At 72.7% G+C, this 25678-nt stretch carries 26 protein-coding genes, 2 pseudogenes and 1 riboswitch; of the genes and pseudogenes, 20 read left to right on the top strand and 8 right to left on the bottom strand.

What is annotated here, in order from left to right:
* The 3 genes and pseudogenes from RKD23_RS32530 to RKD23_RS32520 all read left to right on the top strand — a co-directional run bounded on the left by RKD23_RS32530 (position 1) and on the right by RKD23_RS32520 (position 1931).
* Positions 1 to 637, top strand: a pseudogene (locus tag RKD23_RS32530) (ATP-dependent Clp protease proteolytic subunit).
* Positions 638 to 644: 7 nt separating this feature from the next.
* A pseudogene (locus RKD23_RS32525) lies at positions 645 to 954 on the top strand (hypothetical protein).
* A 309-nt stretch (positions 955 to 1263) separates the two neighbouring features.
* A riboswitch (cyclic di-AMP (ydaO/yuaA leader) is annotated at positions 1264 to 1454 on the top strand.
* A gap of 3 nt (positions 1455 to 1457) precedes the next feature.
* Positions 1458 to 1931: a C40 family peptidase gene (locus RKD23_RS32520; protein WP_404039678.1), complete on the top strand. Its 474-nt coding sequence runs from the start codon at positions 1458 to 1460 to the stop codon at positions 1929 to 1931.
* 91 nt (positions 1932 to 2022) lie between these two features.
* On the opposite strand, the gene RKD23_RS32515 is transcribed toward RKD23_RS32520, so the two are convergent.
* Positions 2023 to 2481, bottom strand: a complete 459-nt coding sequence (locus RKD23_RS32515) for an ATP-binding protein (RefSeq protein WP_424856935.1) — start codon at positions 2479 to 2481, stop codon at positions 2023 to 2025.
* A gap of 213 nt (positions 2482 to 2694) precedes the next feature.
* Here RKD23_RS32515 and RKD23_RS32510 point away from each other — a divergent pair, with 213 nt between their 5' ends.
* Both RKD23_RS32510 and RKD23_RS32505 read left to right on the top strand, forming a co-directional pair.
* A complete protein-coding gene (locus RKD23_RS32510; protein WP_424856934.1) occupies positions 2695 to 3564 on the top strand; it encodes a helix-turn-helix domain-containing protein in 870 nt (289 codons plus the stop codon).
* 9 nt (positions 3565 to 3573) lie between these two features.
* A complete protein-coding gene (locus RKD23_RS32505; RefSeq protein ID WP_404039687.1) occupies positions 3574 to 3783 on the top strand; it encodes a DUF397 domain-containing protein in 210 nt (69 codons plus the stop codon).
* A gap of 78 nt (positions 3784 to 3861) precedes the next feature.
* On the opposite strand, the gene RKD23_RS32500 is transcribed toward RKD23_RS32505, so the two are convergent.
* Complete coding sequence (locus tag RKD23_RS32500; protein WP_424856933.1) at positions 3862 to 4989, bottom strand: 8-amino-7-oxononanoate synthase; 1128 nt, start codon at positions 4987 to 4989, stop codon at positions 3862 to 3864.
* Between the two features lie 148 nt (positions 4990 to 5137).
* Here RKD23_RS32500 and bioB point away from each other — a divergent pair, with 148 nt between their 5' ends.
* The 4 genes from bioB to RKD23_RS32480 all read left to right on the top strand — a co-directional run bounded on the left by bioB (position 5138) and on the right by RKD23_RS32480 (position 9139).
* On the top strand, positions 5138 to 6349 hold the full coding sequence (gene bioB / locus RKD23_RS32495; protein WP_424856932.1) for a biotin synthase BioB: 1212 nt from the start codon (positions 5138 to 5140) through the stop codon (positions 6347 to 6349).
* Entirely contained in the window at positions 6342 to 7622 is a 1281-nt protein-coding gene (locus RKD23_RS32490; protein ID WP_424856931.1) for an adenosylmethionine--8-amino-7-oxononanoate transaminase, read from the top strand. The genes bioB and RKD23_RS32490 overlap by 8 nt, the downstream gene beginning before the upstream one ends.
* Before the next feature lie 17 nt (positions 7623 to 7639).
* The gene (gene bioD, locus RKD23_RS32485; RefSeq protein WP_424856930.1) at positions 7640 to 8368 is read left to right on the top strand and encodes a dethiobiotin synthase; all 729 of its coding nucleotides are present in this window, start codon (positions 7640 to 7642) and stop codon (positions 8366 to 8368) included.
* Positions 8369 to 8458: 90 nt separating this feature from the next.
* Positions 8459 to 9139 carry a class I SAM-dependent methyltransferase gene (locus RKD23_RS32480; RefSeq protein WP_424856929.1) on the top strand — a complete coding sequence of 227 codons (681 nt, stop codon included), beginning with the start codon at positions 8459 to 8461 and terminating at the stop codon, positions 9137 to 9139.
* Between the two features lie 75 nt (positions 9140 to 9214).
* Here RKD23_RS32480 and RKD23_RS32475 read toward each other — a convergent pair whose 3' ends face one another.
* Positions 9215 to 9595, bottom strand: a complete 381-nt coding sequence (locus RKD23_RS32475) for a fic family toxin-antitoxin system, toxin component (protein ID WP_424856928.1) — start codon at positions 9593 to 9595, stop codon at positions 9215 to 9217.
* A 4-nt stretch (positions 9596 to 9599) separates the two neighbouring features.
* Positions 9600 to 9830 carry a toxin-antitoxin system HicB family antitoxin gene (locus RKD23_RS32470; protein ID WP_404039705.1) on the bottom strand — a complete coding sequence of 77 codons (231 nt, stop codon included), beginning with the start codon at positions 9828 to 9830 and terminating at the stop codon, positions 9600 to 9602.
* 150 nt (positions 9831 to 9980) lie between these two features.
* On the opposite strand from RKD23_RS32470, the gene RKD23_RS32465 reads away from it, so the two are divergent.
* From RKD23_RS32465 to mug, 8 genes are all read left to right on the top strand, one after another.
* Positions 9981 to 10796: an ABC transporter ATP-binding protein gene (locus tag RKD23_RS32465; RefSeq protein ID WP_424856927.1), complete on the top strand. Its 816-nt coding sequence runs from the start codon at positions 9981 to 9983 to the stop codon at positions 10794 to 10796.
* 4 nt (positions 10797 to 10800) lie between these two features.
* On the top strand, positions 10801 to 13374 hold the full coding sequence (locus RKD23_RS32460) for an ABC transporter permease (protein WP_424856926.1): 2574 nt from the start codon (positions 10801 to 10803) through the stop codon (positions 13372 to 13374).
* A gap of 55 nt (positions 13375 to 13429) precedes the next feature.
* Entirely contained in the window at positions 13430 to 13855 is a 426-nt protein-coding gene (locus RKD23_RS32455) for a GNAT family N-acetyltransferase (protein WP_424856925.1), read from the top strand.
* A 163-nt stretch (positions 13856 to 14018) separates the two neighbouring features.
* On the top strand, positions 14019 to 15356 hold the full coding sequence (locus RKD23_RS32450; RefSeq protein WP_424856924.1) for a hemolysin family protein: 1338 nt from the start codon (positions 14019 to 14021) through the stop codon (positions 15354 to 15356).
* Positions 15356 to 16369, top strand: a complete 1014-nt coding sequence (locus tag RKD23_RS32445) for a hemolysin family protein (protein ID WP_424856923.1) — start codon at positions 15356 to 15358, stop codon at positions 16367 to 16369. Before RKD23_RS32450 ends, RKD23_RS32445 begins: the two co-directional genes overlap by 1 nt.
* 80 nt (positions 16370 to 16449) lie before the next feature.
* Positions 16450 to 17235 (top strand): SGNH/GDSL hydrolase family protein, encoded by a 786-nt coding sequence (locus RKD23_RS32440; protein ID WP_424856922.1) that lies wholly within the window; start codon positions 16450 to 16452, stop codon positions 17233 to 17235.
* A gap of 74 nt (positions 17236 to 17309) precedes the next feature.
* Complete coding sequence (purB, locus tag RKD23_RS32435; protein WP_424856921.1) at positions 17310 to 18749, top strand: adenylosuccinate lyase; 1440 nt, start codon at positions 17310 to 17312, stop codon at positions 18747 to 18749.
* Positions 18746 to 19291: a G/U mismatch-specific DNA glycosylase gene (mug, locus tag RKD23_RS32430; RefSeq protein WP_424858385.1), complete on the top strand. Its 546-nt coding sequence runs from the start codon at positions 18746 to 18748 to the stop codon at positions 19289 to 19291. The genes purB and mug overlap by 4 nt, the downstream gene beginning before the upstream one ends.
* A 131-nt stretch (positions 19292 to 19422) precedes the next feature.
* On the opposite strand, the gene RKD23_RS32425 is transcribed toward mug, so the two are convergent.
* The 3 genes from RKD23_RS32425 to RKD23_RS32415 form a co-directional block, all read right to left on the bottom strand.
* Positions 19423 to 19854 carry a hypothetical protein gene (locus RKD23_RS32425; RefSeq protein ID WP_424856920.1) on the bottom strand — a complete coding sequence of 144 codons (432 nt, stop codon included), beginning with the start codon at positions 19852 to 19854 and terminating at the stop codon, positions 19423 to 19425.
* Positions 19855 to 19921: 67 nt separating this feature from the next.
* Positions 19922 to 20647 carry an ABC transporter permease gene (locus tag RKD23_RS32420; protein ID WP_424856919.1) on the bottom strand — a complete coding sequence of 242 codons (726 nt, stop codon included), beginning with the start codon at positions 20645 to 20647 and terminating at the stop codon, positions 19922 to 19924.
* A 2-nt stretch (positions 20648 to 20649) separates the two neighbouring features.
* Complete coding sequence (locus tag RKD23_RS32415; protein WP_424856918.1) at positions 20650 to 21570, bottom strand: ATP-binding cassette domain-containing protein; 921 nt, start codon at positions 21568 to 21570, stop codon at positions 20650 to 20652.
* A 109-nt stretch (positions 21571 to 21679) separates the two neighbouring features.
* Here RKD23_RS32415 and RKD23_RS32410 point away from each other — a divergent pair, with 109 nt between their 5' ends.
* From RKD23_RS32410 to RKD23_RS32400, 3 genes are all read left to right on the top strand, one after another.
* Positions 21680 to 22846: a sensor histidine kinase gene (locus RKD23_RS32410; protein WP_424856917.1), complete on the top strand. Its 1167-nt coding sequence runs from the start codon at positions 21680 to 21682 to the stop codon at positions 22844 to 22846.
* Between the two features lie 30 nt (positions 22847 to 22876).
* The gene (locus tag RKD23_RS32405) at positions 22877 to 23542 is read left to right on the top strand and encodes a response regulator transcription factor (RefSeq protein ID WP_424856916.1); all 666 of its coding nucleotides are present in this window, start codon (positions 22877 to 22879) and stop codon (positions 23540 to 23542) included.
* Positions 23543 to 23640: 98 nt separating this feature from the next.
* The gene (locus tag RKD23_RS32400; protein ID WP_404039743.1) at positions 23641 to 24798 is read left to right on the top strand and encodes an ROK family transcriptional regulator; all 1158 of its coding nucleotides are present in this window, start codon (positions 23641 to 23643) and stop codon (positions 24796 to 24798) included.
* Between the two features lie 43 nt (positions 24799 to 24841).
* Here RKD23_RS32400 and RKD23_RS32395 read toward each other — a convergent pair whose 3' ends face one another.
* A complete protein-coding gene (locus RKD23_RS32395; protein ID WP_424856915.1) occupies positions 24842 to 25603 on the bottom strand; it encodes a GntR family transcriptional regulator in 762 nt (253 codons plus the stop codon).
* Positions 25604 to 25678 lie beyond the last annotated feature (75 nt).

Here is a 25678-nt window from a genome sequence, read left to right as displayed (position 1 = left end):
ATGACCCGACCGTCCGCCCGCCATGTCCTGCCCGAGATGACCGAACGCACCAGCTCCGGACCGAGGACCCAGGACCCCTACTCGAAGCTGCTGGAGGAACGGATCGTCCTGCTGGGCACGCAGGTCGACGACACGTCGGCGAACGACGTGATGGCGCAGTTCATGTACCTGGAGCACAAGGACCCGGACCGGGACATCTCGCTGTACGTCAACTCGCCCGGCGGCTCGTACAGCGCCATGACGGCGATCTACGACACGATGCGCTACGTCGGCTGCGACGTGGAGACGATCTGCCTGGGGCCAGGCCGGTGCGACGGCGGCGGTGCTGCTCGCGGCGGGGACGCCGGGCAAGCGGTTCGCGCTGCCGGGCGCCCGGATCGTGCTCCACCAGCCCGCGCTCACCGAGCCGGTGGAGGGGCAGGCCAGTGATCTCGCCCTCCAGGCGGAGGAGTTGCTGCGCATGCGGCGCGGCCTGGAGGAGATGCTGGCCCGGCACACCGGACGCGACCGGGAGCAGGTGAGCGCGGACATCGAGCGCGACCGCGTCCTCACCGCCCAGGAGGCGCTGGAGTACAGGCTGGTGGACCGCATCGTGCCCGGCCGCAAGGCGACCCTCGCCCCGCCGACCGGGGAGTGAGGCGCCGGTGCTGCCACCCGAACTGCCGCCGCTGCCCGCGCTGACCCGCGCCGAGGGCGAGTTGATCGACCGTTACCTGGAGACGGTCGACCTGCTGGGCCGGATCAACCCCGCGCACCACGGCGACACCTACGGCGGACTGCGCGCCGCTCAGGCGCTGGTGCGCCAAGGCCGTGGAACTGCGCGACGCACTCGCGCTGATGCACCAACGGGGCGAGACGGAGCTGCACGCGCCGACCCTCGCGCGGGCGCTGCGCGTCCTGGACGGGGAGCGCCGAACGGCGCGTGTGGCGCTGCCGTCGCGCTCCGACGGCTGAGCGCGCGAGGCCGCCGTTAAACGGACCAAATGACGTACCCCCTTTCGGAGTAGAAGGTGGTCGTATTGCGGGGCCCAACAGTTGCGTGATGCGCGCGCTTTCACGGCGGAACAATGCGTTCCGGCCCTGGTCCGGGGCCGTTCGGCGGTCTTGACAGACGCTTGTCGATCAAGCTGTCCACCCGAACGGGCGAGTGGTGAGTAACAACACAAATCCCCGGTTCCATTGGGTATTTCGGACACTTGTGAGTGAAGATCCCTGACTGACGACAAGCCCCCGCCACCGCGGCGGGGCGGTCCGGGCGGACGCCGAGTCCTGCCGCCGCCCGGATGACCGGTCGACAGGAGTGGATCGGCAGGAGTGGAGGACCCAAGCACGACGGTCCGCCGGAGCGCAGTTGTCCGAGCGGTCCTTGGGGTGAAGCCGCCTTCGGGTGGCCGGGCCACTTCGCCAGCCCGAATCCGACAGGTCATCCTTCACAGGCGGCTGACGAAGGGTTGCGCATGACCGCGCAGAATCGTGTCCCGTCGCTCATGGCCCGTGCCGGTACGGCCTCGGCCCTGACTCTCGCCGCCGTGGGCGGCTCCCTGGTGGTGCCCGGCGTCGCCGCCGAGGCCCAGGCCGCCACGTCCGCGACGAAGGCCCTCCAGGTGGCAGCCTCGAAGAAGGGCTCGCCCTACAAGTACGGCGCCACCGGTCCGCACCGGTTCGACTGCTCGGGCCTCACGCTCTACTCGTACAAGAAGGCGGGCAAGTCTCTGCCGCGGACCGCCGCCCAGCAGTACAACAAGACCCGGCACATCTCCGCCAAGAGCCGCAAGGCGGGGGACCTGGTGTTCTTCCACTCGGGCTCGAACGTCTACCACGTGGGCATCTACGCCGGTAAGGGCCGCATCTGGCACGCCCCGAAGACCGGGGACGTGGTCAGGCTGCAGAAGATCTGGACGAGCAAGGTCTGGTACGGCCGCGTGAGCTGACCCGCTCCCGGGCGGTACGGCGCCCTGACCCGCCGTCACCGCCTGGGGCCACCCCTGGGCCCCCGAGCAGCGTCCGCGCGCTCTCGGGGGCTCACGGCTCCTGCTGGCCCGCCGCGGTCACCGGATGAGCCGGGACGGTCCAGGGCAGCTCGATCAGGACCGTCTTGCCGCCCTCGCGCGTGGGTCTGACGCGCAGTCTGCCGCCGCACTCCGCCGTCAGCCAGCGGATGATCACCATGCCGCGGCCGTTGTCCTGCTGCACCGCGGCCGGCAGCCGCTTCGGGAATCTCGGGTGGCTGTCGGTGACGCCGATGCGCAACTGTTCGTCACGCTCCAGGCGCACGGCCACCGTGAAGGTGGGTGACTGCCCGAAAGTGTGCTGTACGGCGTTGGTGGCGAGTTCGGAGACGATCAGCCGGACGGTGTCGGCGGCCTCGGTGTCCGACGGCAGACCCCACTCCCCCAGGGTGCCGATGACGAAGGCACGGGCCGCGCAGACCGAGGCGGGATCGCTCGGCAGAGTGACGGATGCTTCCAGGTGGTCTGCCATGGCGACGTCGTCCCTTTCCCACGGGATCGCGGTCCGACAAGAATCGGATGGTTCGAGTACGGTCCCGGACTGGTGCTTCGTTCGCCAGACTGCCACCAGCACGCCGGTAACGGTGGCGATCCACCAAGATATGCATATATCTGTCGCTCGAAGCGGTGAACTCTGCGACGGCAGACCCTATTTGGGCGGCCCTTGAGGAGTAGGGAGGGGCCCATGCAGCACGGTCCGGCGGTGCGCCGCCGAAAGCTCGGCGCGGAGCTGCGCGCGCTGCGCACCCGTACGGGACTCACCAGCGGCGAAGCGGCCCGGCTGGTGGGCTGGCATCAGTCGAAAGTGAGCCGGATCGAGACGGGCGCGAGTGGCGTGAAACCGTCCGACGTGCGGTTACTGCTGGACGCCTACGGCGTCTGTGACCCCGAACTGCGCGAGCTGCTGCTGATGTTGGCGGGCTCCGACGACGGGATCGGCCGGCACCACTGGTGGCACGCCTACCGCGGGGTGCTGCCGCCCGCCTACCGGGACTTCATCAGTCTGGAGTCGCAGGCCAGCGCGATGCGCACGCTGGAGACCTCCGTGGTGCCCGGTCTGCTTCAGACCCCCGAGTACGCCCGTGCGGTTACCCGGGCCGCGGTGGCCGGCCTCGCCGGGGAGCCGGACGAGCGGGTGGACGCGCTGGTGCAGGTGCGCCTCGCCCGGCAGGAGGTGCTGCGGGCGCAGCCGCCGCTGAGGCTGAGCGCGGTGCTGGACGAGGCCGTGCTGCGCCGGGAGGTGGGCGGGCCCGAGGTGATGCGGGGGCAGGTGCGGCGGCTGCTGGAGGCGGCGCGGCTGCCGCAGGTCCGTATCCAGGTGCTGCCGTTCTCCGCCGGGGCGCATATCGGCGTCACCGGGCCTTTCGTTATCTTCTCATTTCCGCGCACTTCTGATCTGGATGTGGTTGTTCTCGACCACATGACGAGTAGCCTCTATCTCGAACGGAAAGAAGACCTGGAGGCCTACACCGAGGCCTTCAACACCCTTCAGGCACACGCCCTTTCACCCGAGGACTCGCTGGATCACATCGCCGGGACAGTTGACGGCGCATAAGGAGGCACCATGTCTGCACTGCCTCGGAACGTCCCCTCCAGTACCCGACTGCACAGCGCACAGTGGCTGCGCAGCAGCTACAGCACCGGAGCCAACAACTGCGTCGAGACAGCCCGTTGGTCGGGCCGGCTCGCCGTGCGCGACTCCAAGAGGCCGGAGGGACCCGCGCTGCTCTTCTCCCCCGAGAGCTGGGCGGGATTCACGGCCGCATTCCACTGAGGGTCGTTCGAGGCCCCTCCCAGGGTCGTTTCACTCTGAAAACGGATCAGTTCTGAAACACGGCCGTGGATCGCCGACTCACGGTCGCGTCCGACCGATCACCCGTACAGCGCGTTCGATCTGTTCCCCGGAGAGGTCCGCGCGGGCGGTCAGCCGCAGCCGGGAGATGCCGTCCGGCACGGACGGCGGCCGGAAGCAGCCCACGGCCACCCCGGCGGCGCGGCAGTCCGCCGCCCACCGCACGGCCTGCTCCGGGGACGGAGCGCGCACCGACACGACGGCGGCGTCCGGCCGTACCGCCTCATGGCCCGCCGCCGTCAGCCGCTCGTACAGCTCGGTCGCCACCTCCCGCGCCCGCGCCGCCCGCTCGGGCTCACGGCGCAGCAGCCCCAGGGCCGCCAGGGCCGCGCCCGCCGCGGCCGGGGCGAGGCCGGTGTCGAAGATGAACGTGCGGGCCGCGTTGACCAGGTGCTCGATCACCCGCGCGGGGCCCAGCACCGCGCCGCCCTGGCTGCCCAGCGACTTCGACAGGGTCACCGTCACGACGACGTCCTCGGCCCCCGCCAGCCCGGCCGCGTGCGGCGCGCCGCGCCCGCCGTCGCCGAGTACGCCGAGGCCGTGCGCGTCGTCGACCACGAGCCCGGCGCCGTACGCCCGGCAGGCCTCGGCGAGGGCGGCCAGCGGGGCCGCGTCGCCGTCGACCGAGAAGACCGAGTCGGACACCGCGACGGCGGGGCCCTCGTGCGTGCCCAGGGCCTTGCGGAACGCGTCCGGGTCGGCGTGTCCGACCACCTGGGTGGTGCCCCGGGCCAGCCGGCAGCCGTCGATGAGCGAGGCGTGGTTGCCCGCGTCGGAGACGACCAGCGAGCCGTGCGGGGCCAGCGCGGTGACCGCCGCGAGGTTGGCGGCGTACCCGGAGGAGAAGACCAGGGCCGCCTCGAAGCCGCAGAATTCGGCCAGCTCGCGCTCCAGCGCGGTGTGCAGTTCCGTGGTGCCGGTGACCAGCCGGGAGCCGGTGGCGCCGCCGCCCCAGAGCGCGGCGGCCTCCTGCGCCCCCGCGACGATCTCGGGGTGGCGGGCAAGGCCGAGGTAGTCGTTGCTCGCGAGGTCCAGCAGCGGCGAGTCGGCGGGGCGCGGGCGCAGCGTCCGTACGAGTCCGGCGCGGCGGCGCAGTTCCGCCGACTCGTCGATCCAGCCGAACGCCATGGGTCCCTCCGCAGGATTTGTAGGCAGTGGACAGACACTAGCCGCAGGGGCAGCCGCCCACGGTGTGGCAATACCCACACGTCGAACGCCCTTCGTTGTGCGAAGTCACATTGGCCCGGGGTACCTCCGTACGACAGGATCGGCTCTCATGGATCTGCTGAACACGCTGGTGGACAAGGGGCTTCGGCGCGAGCTGCCGACCCGCGAGGAAGCGCTCGCCGTGCTGGCCACGTCGGACGACGAGCTGCTCGACGTCGTGGCCGCGGCCGGAAAGGTGCGCCGGCACTGGTTCGGGCGGCGCGTGAAACTGAACTATCTCGTCAACCTCAAGTCGGGCCTGTGTCCCGAGGACTGCTCGTACTGCTCCCAGCGGCTCGGCTCGAAGGCCGGGATCCTGAAGTACACCTGGCTCAAGCCCGACGAGGCGTCCGAGGCGGCCGCCGCGGGGCTCGCCGGAGGCGCCAAGCGGGTCTGCCTGGTGGCCAGCGGGCGCGGTCCGACGGACCGTGACGTGGACCGGGTGTCGGAGACCATCAAGGCGATCAAGGACCAGAACGAGGACGTCGAGGTGTGCGCCTGCCTCGGTCTGCTGTCCGACGGCCAGGCCGAGCGGCTGCGCGAGGCGGGCGCCGACGCCTACAACCACAACCTGAACACGTCCGAGGGGACGTACGCGGACATCACGACCACGCACACCTACGCCGACCGCGTCGACACCGTGCAGAAGGCGCACGCGGCGGGTCTGTCGGCCTGCTCGGGCCTGATCGCGGGCATGGGCGAGAGCGACGAGGACCTGGTCGACGTGGTGTTCTCGCTGCGCGAGCTGGACCCGGACTCGGTGCCGGTCAACTTCCTCATCCCGTTCGAGGGCACGCCGCTGGCCAAGGAGTGGAACCTCACCCCGCAGCGGTGCCTGCGCATCCTGGCGATGGTCCGCTTCGTGTGCCCGGACGTCGAGGTGCGCATCGCGGGCGGCCGTGAGGTCCACCTGCGCACGATGCAGCCGCTCGCGCTGCACCTGGCCAACTCGATCTTCCTCGGCGACTACCTCACCAGCGAGGGCCAGGCCGGCAAGGCCGACCTGGAGATGATCGCCGACGCCGGCTTCGAGGTGGAGGGCGCCGGGGAGGTGACGCTGCCGGAGCACCGGGCCGCTGCCGGGGGCTGCGGTTCTCACGCGGCCGCGGGTGGTTGCGGTTCCCACGAGGGTGCCGGTGGCTGCGGCTCGCATGAGGGCGGCGGGGTCTGCGGCTCCGTGCCGGCTGCCGCCGAGGCCGCGCCCGCCGCGGCCGAGCCGCGGACCGACCTCGTCGCCGTACGCCGTCGTGGTGCAGGTACGGACCTCGCGCCCAATGCCTGAGCTCGGCGTGCCGGAGCTGCTGGACCTGGACCGGCGGCATGTGTGGCATCCCTACGGTCCGATGCCCGGCAAGGCCGAACCGCTCGTCGTGGAGTCGGCGAGCGGGGTCCGGCTGCGGCTCGCCGGCGGCTCGGGCGAGCTGGTCGACGGCATGTCGTCCTGGTGGGCGGCGATCCATGGCTACCGCCACCCGGTGCTGGACGAGGCCGTGCAGGACCAGCTCGGTCGGATGAGCCATGTCATGTTCGGCGGGCTCACGCACGAGCCCGCCGTACGGCTGGCGAAGCGCCTTGTCGACATGTCGCCCGACGGTCTTGAGCATGTGTTCCTCTGCGACTCCGGGTCCGTGTCGGTCGAGGTCGCGGTGAAGATGTGCCTGCAGTACTGGCGTTCGCTGGGCCGCCCGGAGAAGCGGCGGATGCTGACCTGGCGCGGCGGCTACCACGGGGACACCTGGCAGCCGATGGCCGTGTGCGACCCGGACGGCGGCATGCACGCGCTGTGGTCGGGCGTCCTGCCGCAGCAGGTGTTCGTGGACGCGCCGCCGGCCGAGTACGAGGAGACGTACGCGGAGCTGCTGCGCTCGGCGATCGCGGAGCACGCCCATGAGCTGGCCGCGGTGATCGTGGAGCCGGTGGTGCAGGGTGCGGGCGGCATGCGCTTCCACTCCCCCGCCTATCTGCGGGTGCTGCGCGAGGCGTGCGACGCGCACGACGTGCTGCTGGTGTTCGACGAGATCGCGACCGGGTTCGGCCGTACGGGCGCGCTGTTCGCGGCCGACCACGCGGGCGTGACGCCGGATGTGATGTGCCTGGGCAAGGCGCTGACCGGCGGCTATCTCACGATGGCGGCGACGCTGTGCACGCCGCGTGTGGCCGACGGGATCTCGCAGGGCGAGGTGCCGGTGCTGGCGCACGGGCCGACGTTCATGGCCAACCCGCTCGCCGCCGCTGTGGCCTGCGCCTCGCTGGACCTGCTGCTCGGGCAGGACTGGGCCACGGAGATCAAGCGCATCGAGGCGGGCCTGCGCGAGGGGCTCGCCGCGGCCTCGGAGCTTTCCGGTGTGCGGGACGTGCGCGTGCTCGGCGCGATCGGTGTCGTCCAGCTGGACCACCCGGTCGACATGGCGGCGGCGACGGCGGCCGCGGTGCGCGAGGGCGTCTGGCTGCGGCCGTTCCGCGACCTGATCTACACCATGCCGCCGTACGTCACCGGTGACGAGGACGTGGCGCGGATCGCGCGGGCCGTGTGCGCGGCCGCGCGCGAGGGATGAAACGGAGAGAAGCGGATATGCCGGTCCTGGTGATCACAGGTACGGGCACGGAGGTCGGCAAGACCGTCACGACCGCCGCGGTGGCTGCCGCGGCGCTCGCGGCCGGCCGGTCGGTCGCCGTGCTGAAGGGTGCGCAGACGGGCGTACGGCCGGACGAGCTCGGGGACGCGGCCGAGGTGGCGCGGCTCGCGGGCGAGGTCGCGATCGCCGAGCTCGCCCGGTATCCGGAGCCGCTGGCCCCGGCGACGGCGGCGCGGCGGGCGGGGCTCGCTCCGGTGCGGCCGCGGGAGATCGCGGACGCGGCGGCCAAGCTGGCCACGGAGTACGACCTGGTGCTGGTGGAGGGCGCGGGCGGGCTGCTGGTGCGGTTCGACGACGAGGGCGGCACGCTGGCCGACGCGGCCGAGCTGCTGGGCGCGCCGGTCCTGGTGGTCGCCTCGGCGGGCCTGGGGACGCTGAACACCACGGAGCTGACGGCCCGTGAGCTGCGCCGCCGCGGCCTCGACCTGGCCGGTGTCGTCATCGGCAGTTGGCCCGACGACGCCGACCTCGCCTGCCGCTGCAACCTCGCCGACCTGCCGGAGGTGACCGCGGCTGCGCTGCTCGGCGCCCTGCCGGCCGGGGCGGGCGCGCTGTCCCCGGACGTTTTCCGGGCCTCCGCGCCGGGATGGCTCGCGCCGCGGCTGGACGGGACCTGGGACGCGGACGCCTTCGCGACGCGGTGGGCCGCGCCCTCGGCGACGTAGGCCGCCGCTGTCCGGCGGTCGTGGACGTGGGTGCCGGGGCGTGGGGCGGGGCAGAATCGGCTTAAGGCCCGTCCTGCCGAGGAGGTCCCCATGCCGCTGCGTTCCACGGCCGCCGGCAAGCCGGCGCGGGATGCCGTGCACCGTCCGCTGTTCGCCCGCTACTACGCCCGGGTCAGTGTGGCCGCCGAGACCCGGATGGGCATGGGCGGCATCCGCGAGCGGCTGCTCGCCGGTCTGTCCGGCCGCGTGCTGGAGGTGGGCGCCGGCAACGGGCTGAACTTCGCCCACTACCCCGGCACCGTCTCCGAGGTCGTCGGCATCGAACCCGAGCGCACCCTGCGGCAGCTCGCGGTGGACGCCGCGGTGCGGGCCGGGGTGCCGGTGGACGTGGTGCCGGGTGCGGCGGAGGCGCTGCCGGTCAAGAGCGAGGCGTTCGACGCGGTCGTGCTGTCTCTGGTGCTGTGCAGCGTGCGGGACGTGCCGCGCGCGCTCGGGGAGGTGCGGCGGGTCCTGCGGCCTGGCGGCGAGGTGCGGTTCTTCGAGCACGGGCGGGGCGGCGGCCGGGCCATGACCGCCACCCAGCGCGCCCTCGACCTGACGGTGTGGCCGCGCCTCAACGGCGGCTGCCACGTCTCCCGCGACCCGGTGGCCGCCCTGCGCTCCGCCGGCTTCGAACTCGGCCCCTACCGCAGCTTCCTGATGCCGGACAAGGGCCCGGCCCTGCCGATGTCGTACTGCGTCCTGGGCACGGCCTGGCGGCCGGAGGCTTAGGGCCTGTCTTCCGGATCATGCCGGCGTCGCGAGAAGCGCAGTCCCCTTCAGCCGACCTGATCCGGAAGACAGGCCCTAGGCCTCGATGCTCCACTGGCGCAGTTCGTCCGCGATGTCGTGGACGGAGGCTTCGCCGGTCTTGACCATGCGGGCGAGGTCGCGGACCTGTTCGGGTGAGGTGACGACCTTGAGGCCGCTGGCGACGAGGTAGGCGTAGGCGACGGCGCAGGCGAAGAGGGCGTTGGAGCGCTCCAGGGCCGGGATGTGGACGAGGAGCTGGAGCAGGGCGGCGGCGCGGGCGTGCGGGGTGTCGTAGACGGGGACGTCGAAGATCTCGGCCTGGTGGCGGGCGACGGCGGCGACGAGCGCGCCCCAGTCGCTGACCTGGGGGTCCCCCGGGGTGTACTGCTCGGCGAGCATCAGCAGCCAGGCGAGGTCGATCCGGAGAGGGCTCAACGGCTCAGTGACGGCCTTCGCGCTTCGGGTCGCCGAACTCCTCGGCGAAGACGGACGCGTAGCTCTTCATGAAGTCGGCGGCGGCCTCCACGAAGGTGTGGCCGACCTCGCCGGTGTCCTGTCGGACCAGTTCCTCGATGTAGCGGTTGACGCTCATGCCGCGGGCCAGGGCGCGCTCACGGGCCGCGCGGGCCGTGCCCTCGTCCACGCGGACGTTCAGCTGGGTCTTCGCCATACCTCGAAGCTAGCGCCGAGGTGCTAGCACCGGCAAGGGCCACTCAAACTCAAGGAGGATACCGAGTGTGCCGCCGGTCACATTAGGCTCGGGCGGGACGAGGAAGTGCCCGATGTCCCCGATCCCCGGTCCCCGACCAAGGAGGCGGCCTTGTCCACACCTGCTGCGGAGCACGCCCCGGGCCTGGCCTCGGCCGACGGGATCGCCGCGCGCGCCCGCGGCCTGACCAAGGCGTACGGCTCCGGTGAGACGGCCGTACTGGCCCTGGACTCGGTGGACGTGGACGTCGCGCGCGGCCGGTTCACCGCGGTCATGGGGCCTTCGGGCTCGGGGAAGTCCACGCTGATGCACTGTCTGGCGGGGCTCGACACCGTCTCGGCCGGGCAGGTGTGGCTGGGCGACACCGAGATCACCGGGCTGCGGGAGCGGGAGCTGACGCGGCTGCGCCGGGACCGGATCGGCTTCATGTTCCAGTCGTTCAACCTGATCCCGACGCTGAACGCGCTGGAGAACATCACCCTGCCCATGGACATCGCCGGGCAGAAACCCGACCCGGCGTGGCTGGACCAGGTCATCGACACGCTCGGGCTGCGCGACCGGCTCACGCATCGGCCGGCCCAGCTGTCGGGCGGCCAGCAGCAGCGTGTCGCGTGTGCCCGCGCGCTGGCCTCCCGGCCCGAGCTGATCTTCGCGGACGAGCCGACCGGCAACCTGGACTCGCGGGCCGGTCTCGAGGTGCTGGGCTTTCTGCGCGAGGCGGTGGACGACCTCGGGCAGAGCGTGGTGATGGTGACCCACGACCCGGGCGCCGCCGCCCACTCGGACCTGGTGCTCTTCCTCGCGGACGGGCGGATCGTCGACGAGATGGAGCGGCCCACGGCCCATGCCGTGCTGGAGCGAATGAAACGGTTCGACATCGTCCGAGGGGCCATCGCAGACGGTGGCGACCCCGGCAAGGAGGCCTGAGTCCGTGCTCAAGGCGACCCTCCGCAGCTTTCTCGCGCACAAGGGACGGCTGCTGCTGTCCGCGCTGGCGGTCGTGCTGTCCGTCGCGTTCGTCGCGGGCAGCCTGATCTTCTCGGACACCGTCAGCCGTACCTTCGACCGGCTCTTCGCGTCCACGGCCGCCGATGTGACGATCAGCCCGGACGAGACACTCGACGAGACCGTGCCCTCGGGCTTCACCCCGACCCTGCCGGCCGCGCTCGCCGAACGGGTGAAGCGGGTGGCCGGGGTGGCGGACGCGCGCGCGGACGTGGACGTCAACGGCATCACCGTCGTGGACGAGGACCACGAGTCGGTCGGCCCGACCACCGGCGCCCCGACGATCGGCACCGGCTGGCAGCCCACCGACCGCAGCCCCGTGGAGCTCACCTCCGGCCACGCCCCGCACGGTCCCGAGGAGGCGCTGCTGGACTCGGAGACCGCCGACCGCAAGGACGTGGCGATCGGCGACACGCTCACCGTGATCGCCGCGCCCGGCTCCTTCGACGTGAAGGTCGTCGGCATCGTCACCTTCACCACCACCAACCCCGGCGCGGCCCTGCTGTTCCTCGACCCGCCGACCGCGCAGGCCCGGCTGCTGGGCGACACGAAGGCCGCGACCGCCATCACCGTCGACGCGGCCGACGGGGTGAGCGACACCGAGCTGAAGCGGCGCGTGGCCGTGGCGCTCGGTGACAGCGCGGCCCGCTACGAGCTGCGGACGGCCGAGGAGCAGGCCGAGTCGGACGTGGACCAGCTGGGCGGGTTCCTCGACGTCATCAAGTACGTGATGCTGGGGTTCGCCGGGATCGCCGTGCTCGTGGGCGTGTTCCTGATCGTCAACACCTTCTCGATGCTGATCGCCCAGCGAACCCGCGAACTGGGCCTGCTGCGCGCCCTGGGCGCCGACCGGCGTCAGGTGCGCCGCTCGGTGCTGGCGGAGGCGACGCTGCTCGGCCTGGTCGGCTCCACCCTGGGCCTGGCCGCCGGGATCGGCCTCGCCGCCGGGCTGATCGAGCTGATGGGCCTGCTCGGCATGAACATCAAGGCCACCGAGATGGTGGTCGGGTGGGGAACGCCCGTGGTGGCGTACGTCGTCGGCGTGGGCGTCACCTTCGTCGCCGCGTATCTCCCGGCCCGCCGCGCGGCCACGGTCTCCCCGATGGCGGCCCTCTCGGACGCCGAGGTCGCCGGGGTGGGGCGCCCGCTGAAGGTGCGTGCGGTGGTGGGCGTGGTCGTCGGGGCGGCCGGTGCGGCGGCGCTGGCCGGCTGCGTGGCCGCGTCACGGACGGCCACGGCGGCGTCCCTGCTGGGCCTCGGGGTCGTGCTGACGCTGGTCGCCACCGTCATCGCGGGGCCGCTGCTGGTGCGCCCGGTGATCCGGGTCCTCGGCGCGGGCTTCCCGGCGCTGTTCGGCTCGGTCGGGCGGATGAGCCAGCGCAACGCCCTGCGCAATCCGCGCCGTACGGGCGCCACGGCCGCCGCGTTGATGGTGGGGCTCGCGCTCGTGGGCGGGATGTCGGTGGCGAGCGCGTCGATGACCCAGTCGTTCGACGAGCAGATCGACAAAACGCTGGGCGCCGACTTCGTCCTGCAGAACAGCAACTTCGTGCCGTTCCCGCCCGAGGTCACCGACAAGGTGCGCGACACGGAGGGGGTCGGCCTGGTCGTCCGCGCGCGGTTCACCCCGATCGCCGTACGCCTGCCGGACGGCGACCGCGTCACGACCACGGCGGCCGGTTACGACGCCCAGCTCGACGAGGTCGCAAACATCACCTACGCGCAGGGAGACACCGCCGCCGCGCTGGCCGGCGGGCACCTCGCGATGGACCTGGACTTCGCGCGGGACCACGACGTCCGGGTCGGCAGCGCGCTGCCCGTGGAGTTCCGTGGCGGGCGCACCGCCGAGCTGACCGTGGGCGCGCTGACCGACCAGGAGACCGCCGAGGGCTTCGGCAACCAGGGCGGCATCTACTTCTCCCTCGCCACCCTGGACCGCTACGCACCGGGCGGCCAGGACTCCGCCGTCTACGTCAACGGCCGGGCGGGCACCGACGACGACGCCCTGCGCGCGGGTCTGGAGCGGACGCTGGAGCCGTATCCGCAGGTGCAGGTGCGGGACCTGGCGGACTACAAGCAGTTGATCCACGACCAGATCGCCGTGCTGCTGTATCTCGTGTACGCGCTGCTCGGGCTGGCCATCGTCATCGCGGTGCTCGGTGTGGTGAACACGCTCGCGCTGTCGGTCGTGGAGCGCACCCGGGAGATCGGGCTGCTGCGGGCGATCGGGCTGTCGCGCCGGCAGTTGCGGCGGATGATCCGGCTGGAGTCGGTGGTGATCGCCGTGTTCGGCGCGGTGCTGGGGCTCGCGCTCGGGCTGGTGTGGGGTGTCTGCATGCAGCAGGTGCTGGCGCTCCAGGGCATGACCGCGCTGGCGGTGCCCTGGGGCACGATCGTGGCGGTGGTCATCGGCTCGGCGGTCGTCGGGGTGGTGGCGGCGCTGCTGCCCGCGCTGCGGGCCTCGCGGATGAACGTACTGGCGGCGATCGCGCACGAGTGACGTCCGCATCGTGGAATTCGCCGTCCGGCAGGGCCGACCGTGATGTGCTCGTCCCATGACCGACCTGCGGATACGGGCCGCGACGCCCGACGACCTCGATGCCGTGCTCGCCTTCTGGAAGGCGTCCGCCGAGGGGACCAGCATCAGCGACGACCGCGCCGGAGTGGAGCGGCTGGTGGAGCGGGACCCGGAGGCGCTGCTGCTGGCCGAGCTGGACGGCGAACTGGTGGGCACCGTGATCGCCGGCTTCGACGGCTGGCGCTGCCATCTGTACCGGCTCGCGGTGCACCCGGAGCGGCGCCGCCGCGGCATCGGCTCGGCGCTGCTCACGGCGGCCGAGGAGCGCTTCGTACGGCTGGGGGGCCGGCGCGGGGACGCGATGGTGCTCACCCGCAACGAGACGGCGCACCATGCCTGGCGCGCGGCGGGGTACGCGCCCCAGGAGCAGTGGCTTCGCTGGGTGAAGCCCCTCACCGACTGATCCACCTGATCCGCTTTGCCGATCCTTTACTATTGGAGGACCGTGTCGTCCTGACGCGGTCCTCTGATGAAAGGTGTGAGCGTCCGTCCATGGGCGAGCCTCCCAGTAGCCGACATCGCGCACTGTCCGCCACCCTGTCCGATCATGGGACGGAGGTGACCCGATGACCGAAGTGCTCCTGCTGCTGGTGGCGATCCTGCTCTCGCTCGCCTGTGGCGCCTTCGTCGCCGCCGAGTTCTCGCTGACGACGGTCGAGCGCGGCGAGCTGGAGGCGGCGGCCGAGCGCGGTGAACGCGGCGCGGCCGGCGCGCTGAAGGCCGTACGCAACCTCACCTTCCAGCTCTCCGGCGCCCAGCTCGGCATCACCGTCACCAACCTGGTCGTCGGCATGCTCGCCGAGCCGTCGATCTCGCGGCTGATCGCGGGCCCGCTGGAGTCGGTCGGCATGTCCCGGTCGGCCGCGTCCTCGCTGGCGCTCGTGCTGGGTACGGGCCTGTCGACGGTGTTCCTGATGGTCGTCGGCGAACTCGTGCCCAAGAACTGGGCGATCTCCTCGCCGCTGGCCGTGGCCAAGACGGTGGGCAACGCCCAGCGCTGGTTCAGCCGCGCCTTCCGGCCCTTCATCACCCACCTGAACAACACGGCCAACCGGGTCGTGCGCCGGTTCGGCATCGAGCCGGCCGAGGAGCTGGCCTCCGCGCGCGGGCCGCAGGAGCTGGCCGCGCTCGCCCGGCACTCCGCCCGGGAGGGCGCCCTGGAGCCGGACACCGCCGAGCTGTTCGTACGGACCCTGAACCTGGCCGACCTGACCGCGGAGAACGTGATGACGCCGCGCGTCCAGGTCATCGCCCTGGATGTGCAGGCGACCTGCGAGGACGTCGCCAACGCCACCCGCGCGACCGGCCTGTCCCGCTTCCCCGTCTACCGCGGCAACCTCGACTCGGTCGTGGGCACCGCGCACATCAAGGACGTGCTGGCCGTACCCGCCGAACGGCGCCCCCGGGTGCGGGTCGCCGAGCTGATGCGCGAGCCGCTGCTGGTGCCGGAGTCGCTCACGGTGGACCGCCTGCTGGACCGGCTGTCCGGCAAGCGGACCATGGCGGTCGTCATCGACGAGTACGGCGGCACCGCCGGCGTCGCCACCCTGGAGGACATCGTCGAGGAGGTAGTCGGCGAGGTCCGCGACGAGCACGACCCGCACGAGACGCCCGACCTCGCCCCGGCCGGCACCGACCCGGACGGCCACGCCCTGTACTCCGTGGACGGCGCCGCCCGCATCGACCAGCTCGCGCGCGTCGGCCTGCGGCCGCCCGAGGGGCCGTACGAGACCCTCGCCGGCCTCGTCGCCGCCGAACTCGGCCGCATCCCGGCCGAGGGCGACAGCCTCCAGGTCGGCCATTGGCGGCTGGACGTGGTCGACGCGAGCGGGCGCCGCGCCGCACGGGTGCTGCTGCACGCGCCGCTGGACGACACCGAGGACGACGAAGAGGGGAGCCGGTGATGGTCGCCGTACAGCTGCTGATCGGTCTGGCGACGCTGGTCGTCAACGCCTTCTTCGTCGGCGCCGAGTTCGCGCTGATCTCCGTACGCCGTTCCCAGATCGAACCGCACGCCGAGGACGGTGACCGGCGCGCCCGCAGCGTGCTGTGGGGCCTTCGGCATGTGTCCGCCCTGATGGCGGCCGCGCAGCTCGGCATCACGCTGTGCACCCTGGTGCTCGGTGTGGTCGCCGAACCGGCGATCGCGCATCTGCTGGAGCCGGTGTTCCACGCGGTCGGCGTGCCGAGCGGTGCCGGGCACGTGGTGTCGTTCGTCATCGCGCTGACCCTCGCGACGTATCTGCACATGCTGCTCGGCGAGATGGTGCCCAAGAACATCGCGCTCGCCGAGCCGGTGCGCAGCGCGCTGCTGCTGGGGCCGCCGCTGGTGACGCTGGCCCGGGCGCTGCGGCCGGTGATCTTCGCGATCAACGCCTTCGCCAACGCCCTGCTCAAGCTGATGCGGATCGAGACCAAGGACGAGGTCACGGCGACCTTCTCGGACGCCGAGCTGGCCCGCCTGGTGCGTGACTCCGGCGAGGCCGGGCTGATCGACGCCCGTGCGCGCGAGCGGCTGAACGACGCGCTGGAGCTGGGGCGCAGGCCGGTGCGGGACGTGGTGCTTCCGCTGGAACGGGTCGTCTACGCGCGTGTGGGCGTCACGCCGGAGGAGCTTGAGCGGTTGTCGGCCGAGTCCGGGTTCTCCCGGTTCCCGGTGGTCGACGAGGGCCGGCGCATCGTGGGCTATCTGCATGTGAAGGACGCGCTGGACGCCTCCCCGCGCGATGTGGCCTTCCGGCTGCGGGACATGCGGCCCATCGCCCGCGTACGGGAGACGACTCCGCTGGACGACGTGCTGACCGCGATGCGGGGCAGTCGTACGCACCTCGCCGCCGCGCTCGGCGCCGACGGGCGGCTGGCGGGGCTGGTGACGATGGAGGACGTGCTGCGGGAGTTGTTCGGGCAGCCGGCGTAGGGGGCTGGGCTGCCGTGAGACGGGGTCGGCCGGGGTGACCGACCGCTGGGTATGTCCGACGGGTTACCATCGCTGACGCCATGCAGACGAACCCCACTCACACCAGCCTGGTCGCGGTCGGCGACTCCTTCACCGAGGGCATGTCGGACCTGCTGCCCGACGGCAGCTACCGCGGCTGGGCCGACCTGCTCGCGGCGCGGATGGCCGCGCGCACGCCCGGCTTCCGGTACGCGAACCTCGCCGTGCGCGGCAAGCTCATCGGGCAGATCGTCGACGAGCAGGTGGACGTCGCCGCCGCGATGGGCGCCGATGTGATCACCCTGGTCGGCGGCCTGAACGACACGCTGCGCCCCAAGTGCGACATGGGGCGCGTGAAGGGGCTGCTCACCGAGGCCGTGGAGCGGCTGGCCCCGGCCTGCGAGCAGCTGGTGCTGATGCGCAGCCCGGGCCGGCAGGGGCCGGTCCTGGAGCGGTTCCGGCCGCGCATGGAGGAGCTGTTCACCTGCATCGACGAGCTCGCGGCCCGGCACGGGGCGGTCGTGGTCGACCTGTACGGCGCACCCGCCCTCGGTGACCCGCGGCTGTGGGACGTGGACCGGCTCCACCTCACGGCCGAGGGTCACCGCCGGGTCGCCGAGGCGGTCTGGCAGTCGCTGGGCTACGAACCCGAGGACGCCGACTGGCACGTCCCGGCGCCGGCGTCCCTGCCGCCGGGCTGGGTCACCCGCCGGGTCGCGGACGTACGGTTCGCCCGGCAGCACCTGCTTCCCTGGATCGGGCGCCGGCTGACCGGCCGGTCGTCGGGGGACGGGCGCCCGCCGAAGCGGCCGGAGCTGATGCCGTATCTGGCGGAGGCCGCCGAGTGACAGCGGTCTCGTAGGTTCCGCCCAACCGGGGTCTGGCGCTGGCCTGCACTAATCGCCAGTAGAATCCGCGACACGTGACTTCTCCCGCCAAGCCCCGCATCCCGAACGTTCTCGCCGGACGGTACGCCTCCGCCGAGCTCGCCACGCTCTGGTCCCCCGAGCAGAAGGTGAAGCTGGAGCGTCAGCTCTGGCTCGCCGTGCTGCGGGCCCAGAAGGACCTCGGCATCGAGGTGCCGGACGCGGCGATCGCCGACTACGAGCGTGTCCTCGACCAGGTCGACCTGGCCTCCATCGCCGAGCGCGAGAAGGTCACGCGGCACGACGTGAAGGCGCGGATCGAGGAGTTCAACGACCTCGCCGGGCACGAGCAGGTCCACAAGGGCATGACGTCCCGCGACCTGACGGAGAACGTCGAGCAGCTCCAGATCCGGCTCTCCCTGGAGCTGATGCGCAACCGCACGGTGGCCGTGCTGGCCCGCCTCGGCAAGCTGTCCGGCGAGTACGCCGAGCTGGTCATGGCCGGCCGCTCCCACAACGTCGCCGCGCAGGCCACCACCCTGGGCAAGCGTTTCGCGACCGCCGCCGACGAGCTGCTCGTCGCCTACGGCCGCCTGGAGGAGCTGCTCGGCCGCTACCCGCTGCGCGGCATCAAGGGCCCGGTCGGCACCGCGCAGGACATGCTGGACCTGCTCGGCGGTGACGCCGCGAAGCTCGCCGACCTGGAGAACCGGATCGCGCAGCACCTGGGCTTCGCGCAGGCCTTCACCTCGGTCGGCCAGGTCTACCCGCGCTCCCTGGACTACGAGGTCGTCACCGCGCTGGTGCAGCTGGCCTCGGCGCCGTCGTCGCTGGCCAAGACGATCCGGCTGATGGCCGGGCACGAGCTGGTCACCGAGGGCTTCAAGCCGGGCCAGGTCGGCTCCTCGGCGATGCCGCACAAGATGAACACCCGCTCCTGCGAGCGCGTCAACGGCCTGATGGTCATCCTGCGCGGCTACGCCTCGATGACGGGCGAGCTGGCGGGCGACCAGTGGAACGAGGGCGACGTGTCCTGCTCGGTGGTGCGCCGGGTCGCGCTGCCGGACGCGTTCTTCGCGCTGGACGGCCTGCTGGAGACGTTCCTGACCGTCCTCGACGAGTTCGGCGCGTTCCCGGCCGTCGTAGCCCGGGAGCTGGACCGCTACCTGCCGTTCCTCGCCACCACCAAGGTGCTGATGGGCGCGGTGCGGGCCGGTGTCGGCCGGGAGATCGCGCACGAGGCCATCAAGGAGAACGCCGTGGCGACCGCGCTGGCCATGCGCGAGCAGGGCGCCGAGCGCAACGACCTGCTCGACAAGCTGGCCGCGGACGAGCGGCTGCCGCTGGACCGGTCGCAGCTGGCGGAGCTGATGGCCGACAAGCTGTCCTTCACCGGTGCCGCCGCCGACCAGGTCGGCGTGGTCGTCGCCCGCATCGACGAGATCGTCAAGCAGCACCCGGAGGCCGCGGGCTACACCCCCGGAGCGATTCTCTGACCCGCTTCACGCCGCAGCAGCTGGAGGCCGCCCGCGACCGTCTCGTACCGGACGTCGTCGCGGACGGCCTTCGCGTGCTGTTCTGCGGTATCAACCCGGGCCTGATGACGGCTGCGACCGGCCATCACTTCGCGCGCCCCGGCAACCGCTTCTGGCCGGTGCTGCATCTGTCCGGCTTCACCCCGCGGCTGCTGAAGCCGGCCGAGCAGCAGGAGCTGCTGTCCTACGGGCTCGGCATCACCAACGTGGTCGCCCGGGCCACCGCCCGCGCGGACGAACTCACCGCCGAGGAGTACCGCGAGGGCGGCCGGCTGCTGGCACTGAAGGTGGCCCGCCTGAAGCCCCGCCGGCTCGCGGTGGTGGGCGTCACCGCCTACCGGGCGGCCTTCGGGGACCGCACCGCCCAGGTGGGGCCGCAGGAGCGGACCATCGGGGACACGCGCGTGTGGGTGCTGCCCAATCCGAGCGGGCTGAACGCGCACTGGACGGCCGCGACGATGGCGGAGGAGTTCGCCCGGTTGCGGGTGGCTGCGGAGGACTGAGCCGGGGTTGGTTGGCTGGGCGTGGCTGCGGCGGACTGAGCCGGGGTCAGGTGGGGGCTGCGCAAACCTGGCCCCCTGCGTCCCGGCGGGTCGCCGCGAGGAGCAGACCCCGCGTCGCCGTGCGTCCTTCCTCAGGGCGGGTCGATCTCCGTCACCACGGCCAGCAGGCGGACCTCCTCCGACTCGCCCCGCGCGGCGACCCCTATCGCCACCCAGCGGTCGGTGCCGTTCGTCCGCCACAGGGACACCTCGTCCAGCAGTTCACCGACGCTCCCCCATGGCTCGGGTATCTCCTCGCCTCTCTCCTTGCGCACCTGGAGCGTCAGCGTGCTCCACGCGGGCTGTGCTCCCCAGCGCTGGTCAAGGCGCTGTGCGATGCCCTCCCGGTACGCCTCGAAGTCCTCCGCCGTGCGCTCGCGGCGCGCGGCGTCCCCGTCCCCGGCCGCCAACTCCGCTATGCAGTAGCCCGGCCCCTCCCGGCCCACGTCCGACCAGCCGTGCTCCGCCGGGAAGGGGCGGGCGCACAGCCGGTCGATCGTGTCCAGGTACCGCGCGATGTCCATGCCTCCAGTAAACCCGGCACCACTGACAATTGGCGGGGCGTCAGCCGTGGCCCCCGCCGTCGGGGCGTCAGGCGTCCCTGCGGTGCACGCTCCACGCCCCGGCGGCGAGCAGGGCGGCAGCCCAGGCCGCGGTCACGGCGAGGCCGGTCCACGGGCCGAGGGTGCCTTCCCAGGTCCCGTGCAGGACCACCTGACCTGCCTTGTCGGGCAGGAAGTCGGTCACCTTCCCCGCGGTGTCCCCGACGACGAAGGAGACCACGAGGACGAAGGGGATCAGGACCGACAGCGCGCCCACACCGCTGCGCAGCAGGGCCGCGAGCCCGGTCGCCAGGAGCGCCATCAGCGCGAGGTAGATCCCGCAGCCCACGACCCCGCGCACCTGCTGAGCGGCGGTCAGCCCGTCCGCCGTGGCGCCGAGTCCGGCACGGGCGGCGGCGAGCGAGGCCCCGGCGGTCAGCAGACCGACCAGCAGCGCCGGTACGCCGACAGCGACGGCCTTGGCGGCGAACCACCGCCCGCGCCGTGGCACCGCGGCCAGCGACAGGCGCAGGGCGCCGCCGTGGAACTCCGCCGACATGGCCATGGCTCCGAAGGCGATGACGGCGATCTGACCGGGCAGGACGCCCGAGAACGCCGTGAACAGCGGGTCGAACTCCGGGTCCGAGGTGTCCGAGACGCCGGAGAGCGCCGAGAAGGCCGTGGAGACGGCGAGCAGCGCGAGCAGCGCGCCGTACAGCGAGCGCAGGGTGCGGACCTTCAGCCACTCGGCGTGCAGGATCGGTGCGAACGGCATGGTCAGGCCTCCTGGAGCTGTGCGGTGTACTCGGTCTCGGACGCGGTCAGATCGAGGTAGGCCTGTTCGAGCGTGCCCTCTTCCGCGGTGAGTTCGAGGATCGGGACGTGCGCCTCGGAGACGAGCCGGCCGATCTCGGCCACGCGCGCGTGATGCACGGTCCAGGCGCCGTCCTCGCCGGGTTCGGCGGTGTGGCCGTGCCGGGCCAGGACGTTCTGCAGGGCCGTGGCGTCCGTGGTGCGCACCCGCACCCGGGGCCGCACGCGCGCGTCGATGAACTCCCGCATGGGCATGTCGGCGAGCAGCCGCCCGCGCCCGAGGACCACGAGGTGGTCGGCGAACTCGGCCGTCTCGTTCATGAGGTGACTGGAGACCAGTACGGTGCGGCCCTCGGCGGCGAGCCGACGCAGCAGGGCGCGGATCCAGATGATGCCCTCGGGGTCCAGGCCGTTGGACGGCTCGTCGAGCATCACCACCGCGGGGTCGCCGAGCAGCGCGGCCGCGATGCCGAGGCGCTGCCGCATGCCCAGCGAGTACGTCCGCACCCGGCGCCGCGCGACGGACTCCAGGCCCGTCTCCCGCAGCACCTCGTCCACGCGCCGGGCCGGGATGCGGTTGCTCGTGGCGAGGATCCTCAGATGGTCACGGGCCGTCCGGGAGCCGTGGGCGGCCCGGGCGTCGAGCAACGCGCCGACCTGACGCAGGGGTTCGTCGAGGCCGGCGTAGGCGTGGCCGCCCACGGTGGCGGTGCCCGAGGTCGGCCGGTCGAGGCCGAGCACGAGCCGCATGGTGGTGGACTTGCCCGCGCCGTTGGGGCCGAGGAAGCCGGTGACCCGGCCGGGGCGCACGCTGAAGGTCAGGGCGTCCACGGCCCGCCGGGTGCCGTACTCCTTGGTGAGGTCTTGGACGTCGATGCTGGTCATGGGCATCAGCGTGGCGGCCGGTGCCGGGTCGTCGCCTCCCCCGCGAGGGGAGATCGGCTCCCCCGGCCGGGGGAGGCCCGTTGTCGGTGGTGGCTGCGACGATGGGCGCATGCTCCGCCTGCTGCGCCCGTTCACCAGGGCCGTGACGTACACACGATGGCTGCATCTGTTCATGGCCGTCGTGTGGCCCGCCATGTGGATGTATCTCAACGAGGACTGGTGGTTGCTGTCCGCGGTCCCGCTGGGGCTGGCCGGTCTGGTGCCGGGGATGCGGACGGTGGAGGGGTTGCAGGCACGGCTGCTGCTGGTGGGGCGGCGGCCTGCGGGCGTCGGCCCCGAGATCGTCACCACGCCCGCGGCGAGCTGGGGCGACCGCGCGCGGACGGTGCTGTGGCTGGAGGCCCGGCTGCTGCTGGGCGGCGTGGTCGCGATGCTGACGGTCCAACTTCCCATCACCACCGAGACGCTGGTGCGGGCGGGGCTGGGCGGGGGCGGCCCGGACGGGGGGGCGCTGCTGCATCTGTCCGGGGACCACTGGTGGTACCTGGCGCTGGCGCCCCTGCCGCTCGTGCTGCTGCCGGTGGTGGTCGTGGCGTCCGGCGAGCTGATCACCTCGCTGGCCGGGCGGCTGCTCGGCCCCTCCCCCGCTGAGCGGCTCGCCGCGCTTGAGGAGCGCACGGAGCGACTGCTGGAGCGCAACCGCATCGCGCGCGAGCTGCACGACTCCATCGGGCACGCGCTGACGGTGGCGGTGGTGCAGGCGGGCGCGGCGCGGGCCGCGGGTGACCCGGAGTTCACCGACCGGGCGCTGGCGGCCATCGAGGACACCGGCCGGGCGGCGCTGGAGGACCTGGACCGGGTGCTCGGGGTGCTGCGCGAGTCGGAGCGGCCGGTGAGCAGCAGGCCGACGCTGGCCGACGCCGACCGGTTGCTGGAGTCCGCGCGGGCCTCCGGTGCGAAGCTCGACGCCGAGGTGAGCGGCCCGCTGGAGGCGCTGCCGGGGCCGGTCTCGCGCGAGGGCTACCGCATCCTCCAGGAGGCCCTGACCAATGTGCTGCGGCACGCGGGCGCGGTCCCGGCACAGGTGCGGGTGCGGGTCGCGGACGGCACGCTCGAGCTGGAGGTGCGCAACGCCCTGCCCGCCGCGATACCCACGCCCGGCCGGGGCAGCGGCCTGCGCGGCATGCGCGAGCGTGCGGCCCTGCTCGGCGGCCGGGCGCACACCGGCCCTGACGACGGCGACTGGCGCGTGCGGGTGGAACTGCCGCTGGGCTGACCGTCGTACGGGCTCGACTAGTCTGGCCGGATGTCCGTCACCGTTCTCCTTGTCGACGACGAACCCCTGGTCCGCGCGGGTCTGCGGGCCGTTCTGGACGCACAGCCCGACATCGAGGTCGTCGGGGAGGCCGCGGACGGGGCCGCGGTGATCCCGCTGGTGCGGCAACTGCGGCCGGACGTGGTCGCGATGGACGTCCGGATGCCGCTGCTCGACGGCATCGAGGCGACCCGCGCGGTGCTGCGGACGGTGCCGGAGCCGCCGAGGATCCTGGTGGTGACGACGTTCGAGAACGACAGTTACGTGTACGACGCGCTGCGTGCGGGTGCCAGCGGGTTCCTGCTGAAGCGGGCGCGTCCGGCGGAGATCGTGCACGCGGTGCGGCTGGTCGCCGAGGGCGAATCCCTGCTGTTCCCGGCGTCGGTGCGGCAGTTGGCCGCCGAGTACGGCGGCGACGGGGCCGGGAACCCGGCGGCGCGGGCGGCGCTGGATCGGGCCCGGCTGACCGAGCGTGAGGCGGAGGTGCTGCGGCTGATGACGCGGGGTCTGTCGAACGCGGAGATCGCGGCCCGGCTGACCGTGGGCGCGGAGACGGTGAAGTCGCACGTGAGCGCCGTACTGGCGAAGCTGGGGGCGCGCGATCGTACGCAGGCGGTCATCGTCGCGTACGAGTCCGGGTTCGTCTCGCCGGGCTGACGGCGGGGGTGTGCGGAGCAGGGGACTCCGCCACTCGCCCGGTTCCGCCGCGCCGAGTACGATCCGGCCATCACGCGCTCGAGCTGGGAGGACGGACGGTGGGGCGGCTGACCGGCGGGGATCCCTCGCTGCTGCGAAGGATCAATTCCGCGGTGGTGCTGCACGCGCTGCGTGCCACGGACTGCGCGACGCTCACGGAGATCACGCGCGTCACCGGGCTGTCCCGGCCGACCGTCGAGGGTGTCGTGGAAGGGCTCATCGAGGCCGGGCTGGTCGTCGAGAAGGCCGCGGAGGAGGGCGCTGCCCGGCGGCAGGGGCGGCCCGCGCGGCGGTTCCGTTTCCGCGCCGAGGCGGGGCATCTGCTGGGCCTGGAGATCGGCGCCCACCGGGTGGCCGCGCTGCTGGCGGACCTGGACGGGAAGGTGCTGGGCGCGCAGGCCAAGGAGGTCGACGAGACGGTCGACGCGGACGAGCGGCTGGAGCGGGTGCGCGGTGCGGTGGCGGAGCTGCTGCGCCGGTCCGGAGTGTCCCGGGCCTCGCTGCGGGCGGTGGGCGTGGGCACGCCCGGGATCGTCGAGGCGGACGGCACGGTGCGGCTGGGCACGGCGCTGCCGGGGTGGACGGGCCTGCGGCTGGGCGAGCGGCTGAGCCGCTCCTTCAAGTGCCCGGTGCTGGTGGAGAACGACGCGAACGCGGCGGCGGTGGCGGAGCACTGGAAGGGCTCGGCGACCGAGTCGGACGACGTCGTGTTCGTGCTGGCCGGACTGAGTCCCGGGGCGGGCGCGCTGATCGGCGGTCGGCTGCACCGCGGGTTCGGCGGGGCGGCCGGGGAGATCGGCGCGCTGCATCTGCTGGGGCGCGAGGTCACGCCGGAGACGCTGCTGTCCACGACGGACGAGCCGCTGCACCCGCTGGACGAGCAGGCGGTCGCCGAGGTGTTCGCCCGGGCCCGCCGGGGCGACACGGGGGCCCGCGCGGCTGTCGACCGGTTCATCCAGCGGCTGGTGCACGACGTCGCCGCGCTGGTGCTGGCCCTGGACCCCGAACTCGTCGTGATCGGCGGCTGGGCGGCCGGCCTGGACGACGTGCTCGAACCGCTGCGGCGCGAGCTGGCCCGCTACTGTCTGCGGCCGCCGAGGGTGGCGCTGTCGCTGCTCGGCGAGGCGGCCGTGGCCACCGGCGCGGTGCGCCTGGCCCTCGACCACGTGGAGGAGCAGCTCTTCGCGGTGGAGGGCACGGTCACGGCACGCCGCTGACGGCCGAGATGTCCGGCCGCGGGATGCGGTGGACGGGCGTCGCTCAGCTCGCCCGGCGCTGGGGGTCCTGGTGGATCTCCACGTTGCCGGAGTCGCCGAAGGTGAGCCGGCAGGTGTCGGCGCGGTAGGTGGCGACGGACAGCGCGGCGGTGCGCCCCCCGGCGAGGTACCGGGTGGTGACGATCAGCACGGGCGCCCCGGGCAGCCGGTCGAGCTCCTTGGCGTCGTCCGCGCGGGCGGAGCCCAGCTCGACCGCGTTGTCGTGGCCCTCCAGCTCCAGGCGCTGCAGTTCGCGCAGCACCGCACGCGCGCGTGCCGCGCCCGAGGGAGCGTCTATGCCGGACAGGTCCGGCACGGAGGACTGCGGGATGTGGAGCAGTTCGGCGGCGACGGGCTGGCCGTGGGTCATGCGGGTGCGGCGCACGATGTGCACGGGCTCGTCGGCGGCGGTCTCCAGCGCGGCGGCGACGGACGCGGGCGGCACGGCCAGCTCGCAGTCGACGGGCTGCCAGGCGTCCTCGGGACCGCCGGGCCAGCCGGGCTGCTCGCTGCCGACGGCCACGCCCACGCGGGGCGGTGCCACGGTCGTGCCGACGCCGCGGCGGCGCTGGAGCCTGCCTTCCAGTTCGAGCTGCTCCAGGGCCTGGCGGAGCGTGGCGCGGGCGACGCCGAAGCGGGCGGCGAGGTCGCGCTCGTTGGGAAGGATCTCCCCCACGGAGAACTCGGAGTCCAGTGCCTCGGTGAGCACGGTCTTGAGGTGCCAGTACTTCGGTTCCGGCACCGTTTCCAACTGCTGGGTCCCCACCCTGTCCTCCGCAATCGCCGTGTTCCCCGGCGGCGTTTTAGCGCCCTTGTTTATTAAAGGTTGTTGCACTTATCA

The organism is Streptomyces sp. SAI-170 (assembly GCF_049739565.1).
Lineage (GTDB): Bacteria > Actinomycetota > Actinomycetes > Streptomycetales > Streptomycetaceae > Streptomyces.
The sequence above is the reverse complement of the archived record's forward strand: the minus strand, read 5'-3'. Positions and strand labels throughout refer to the sequence as shown.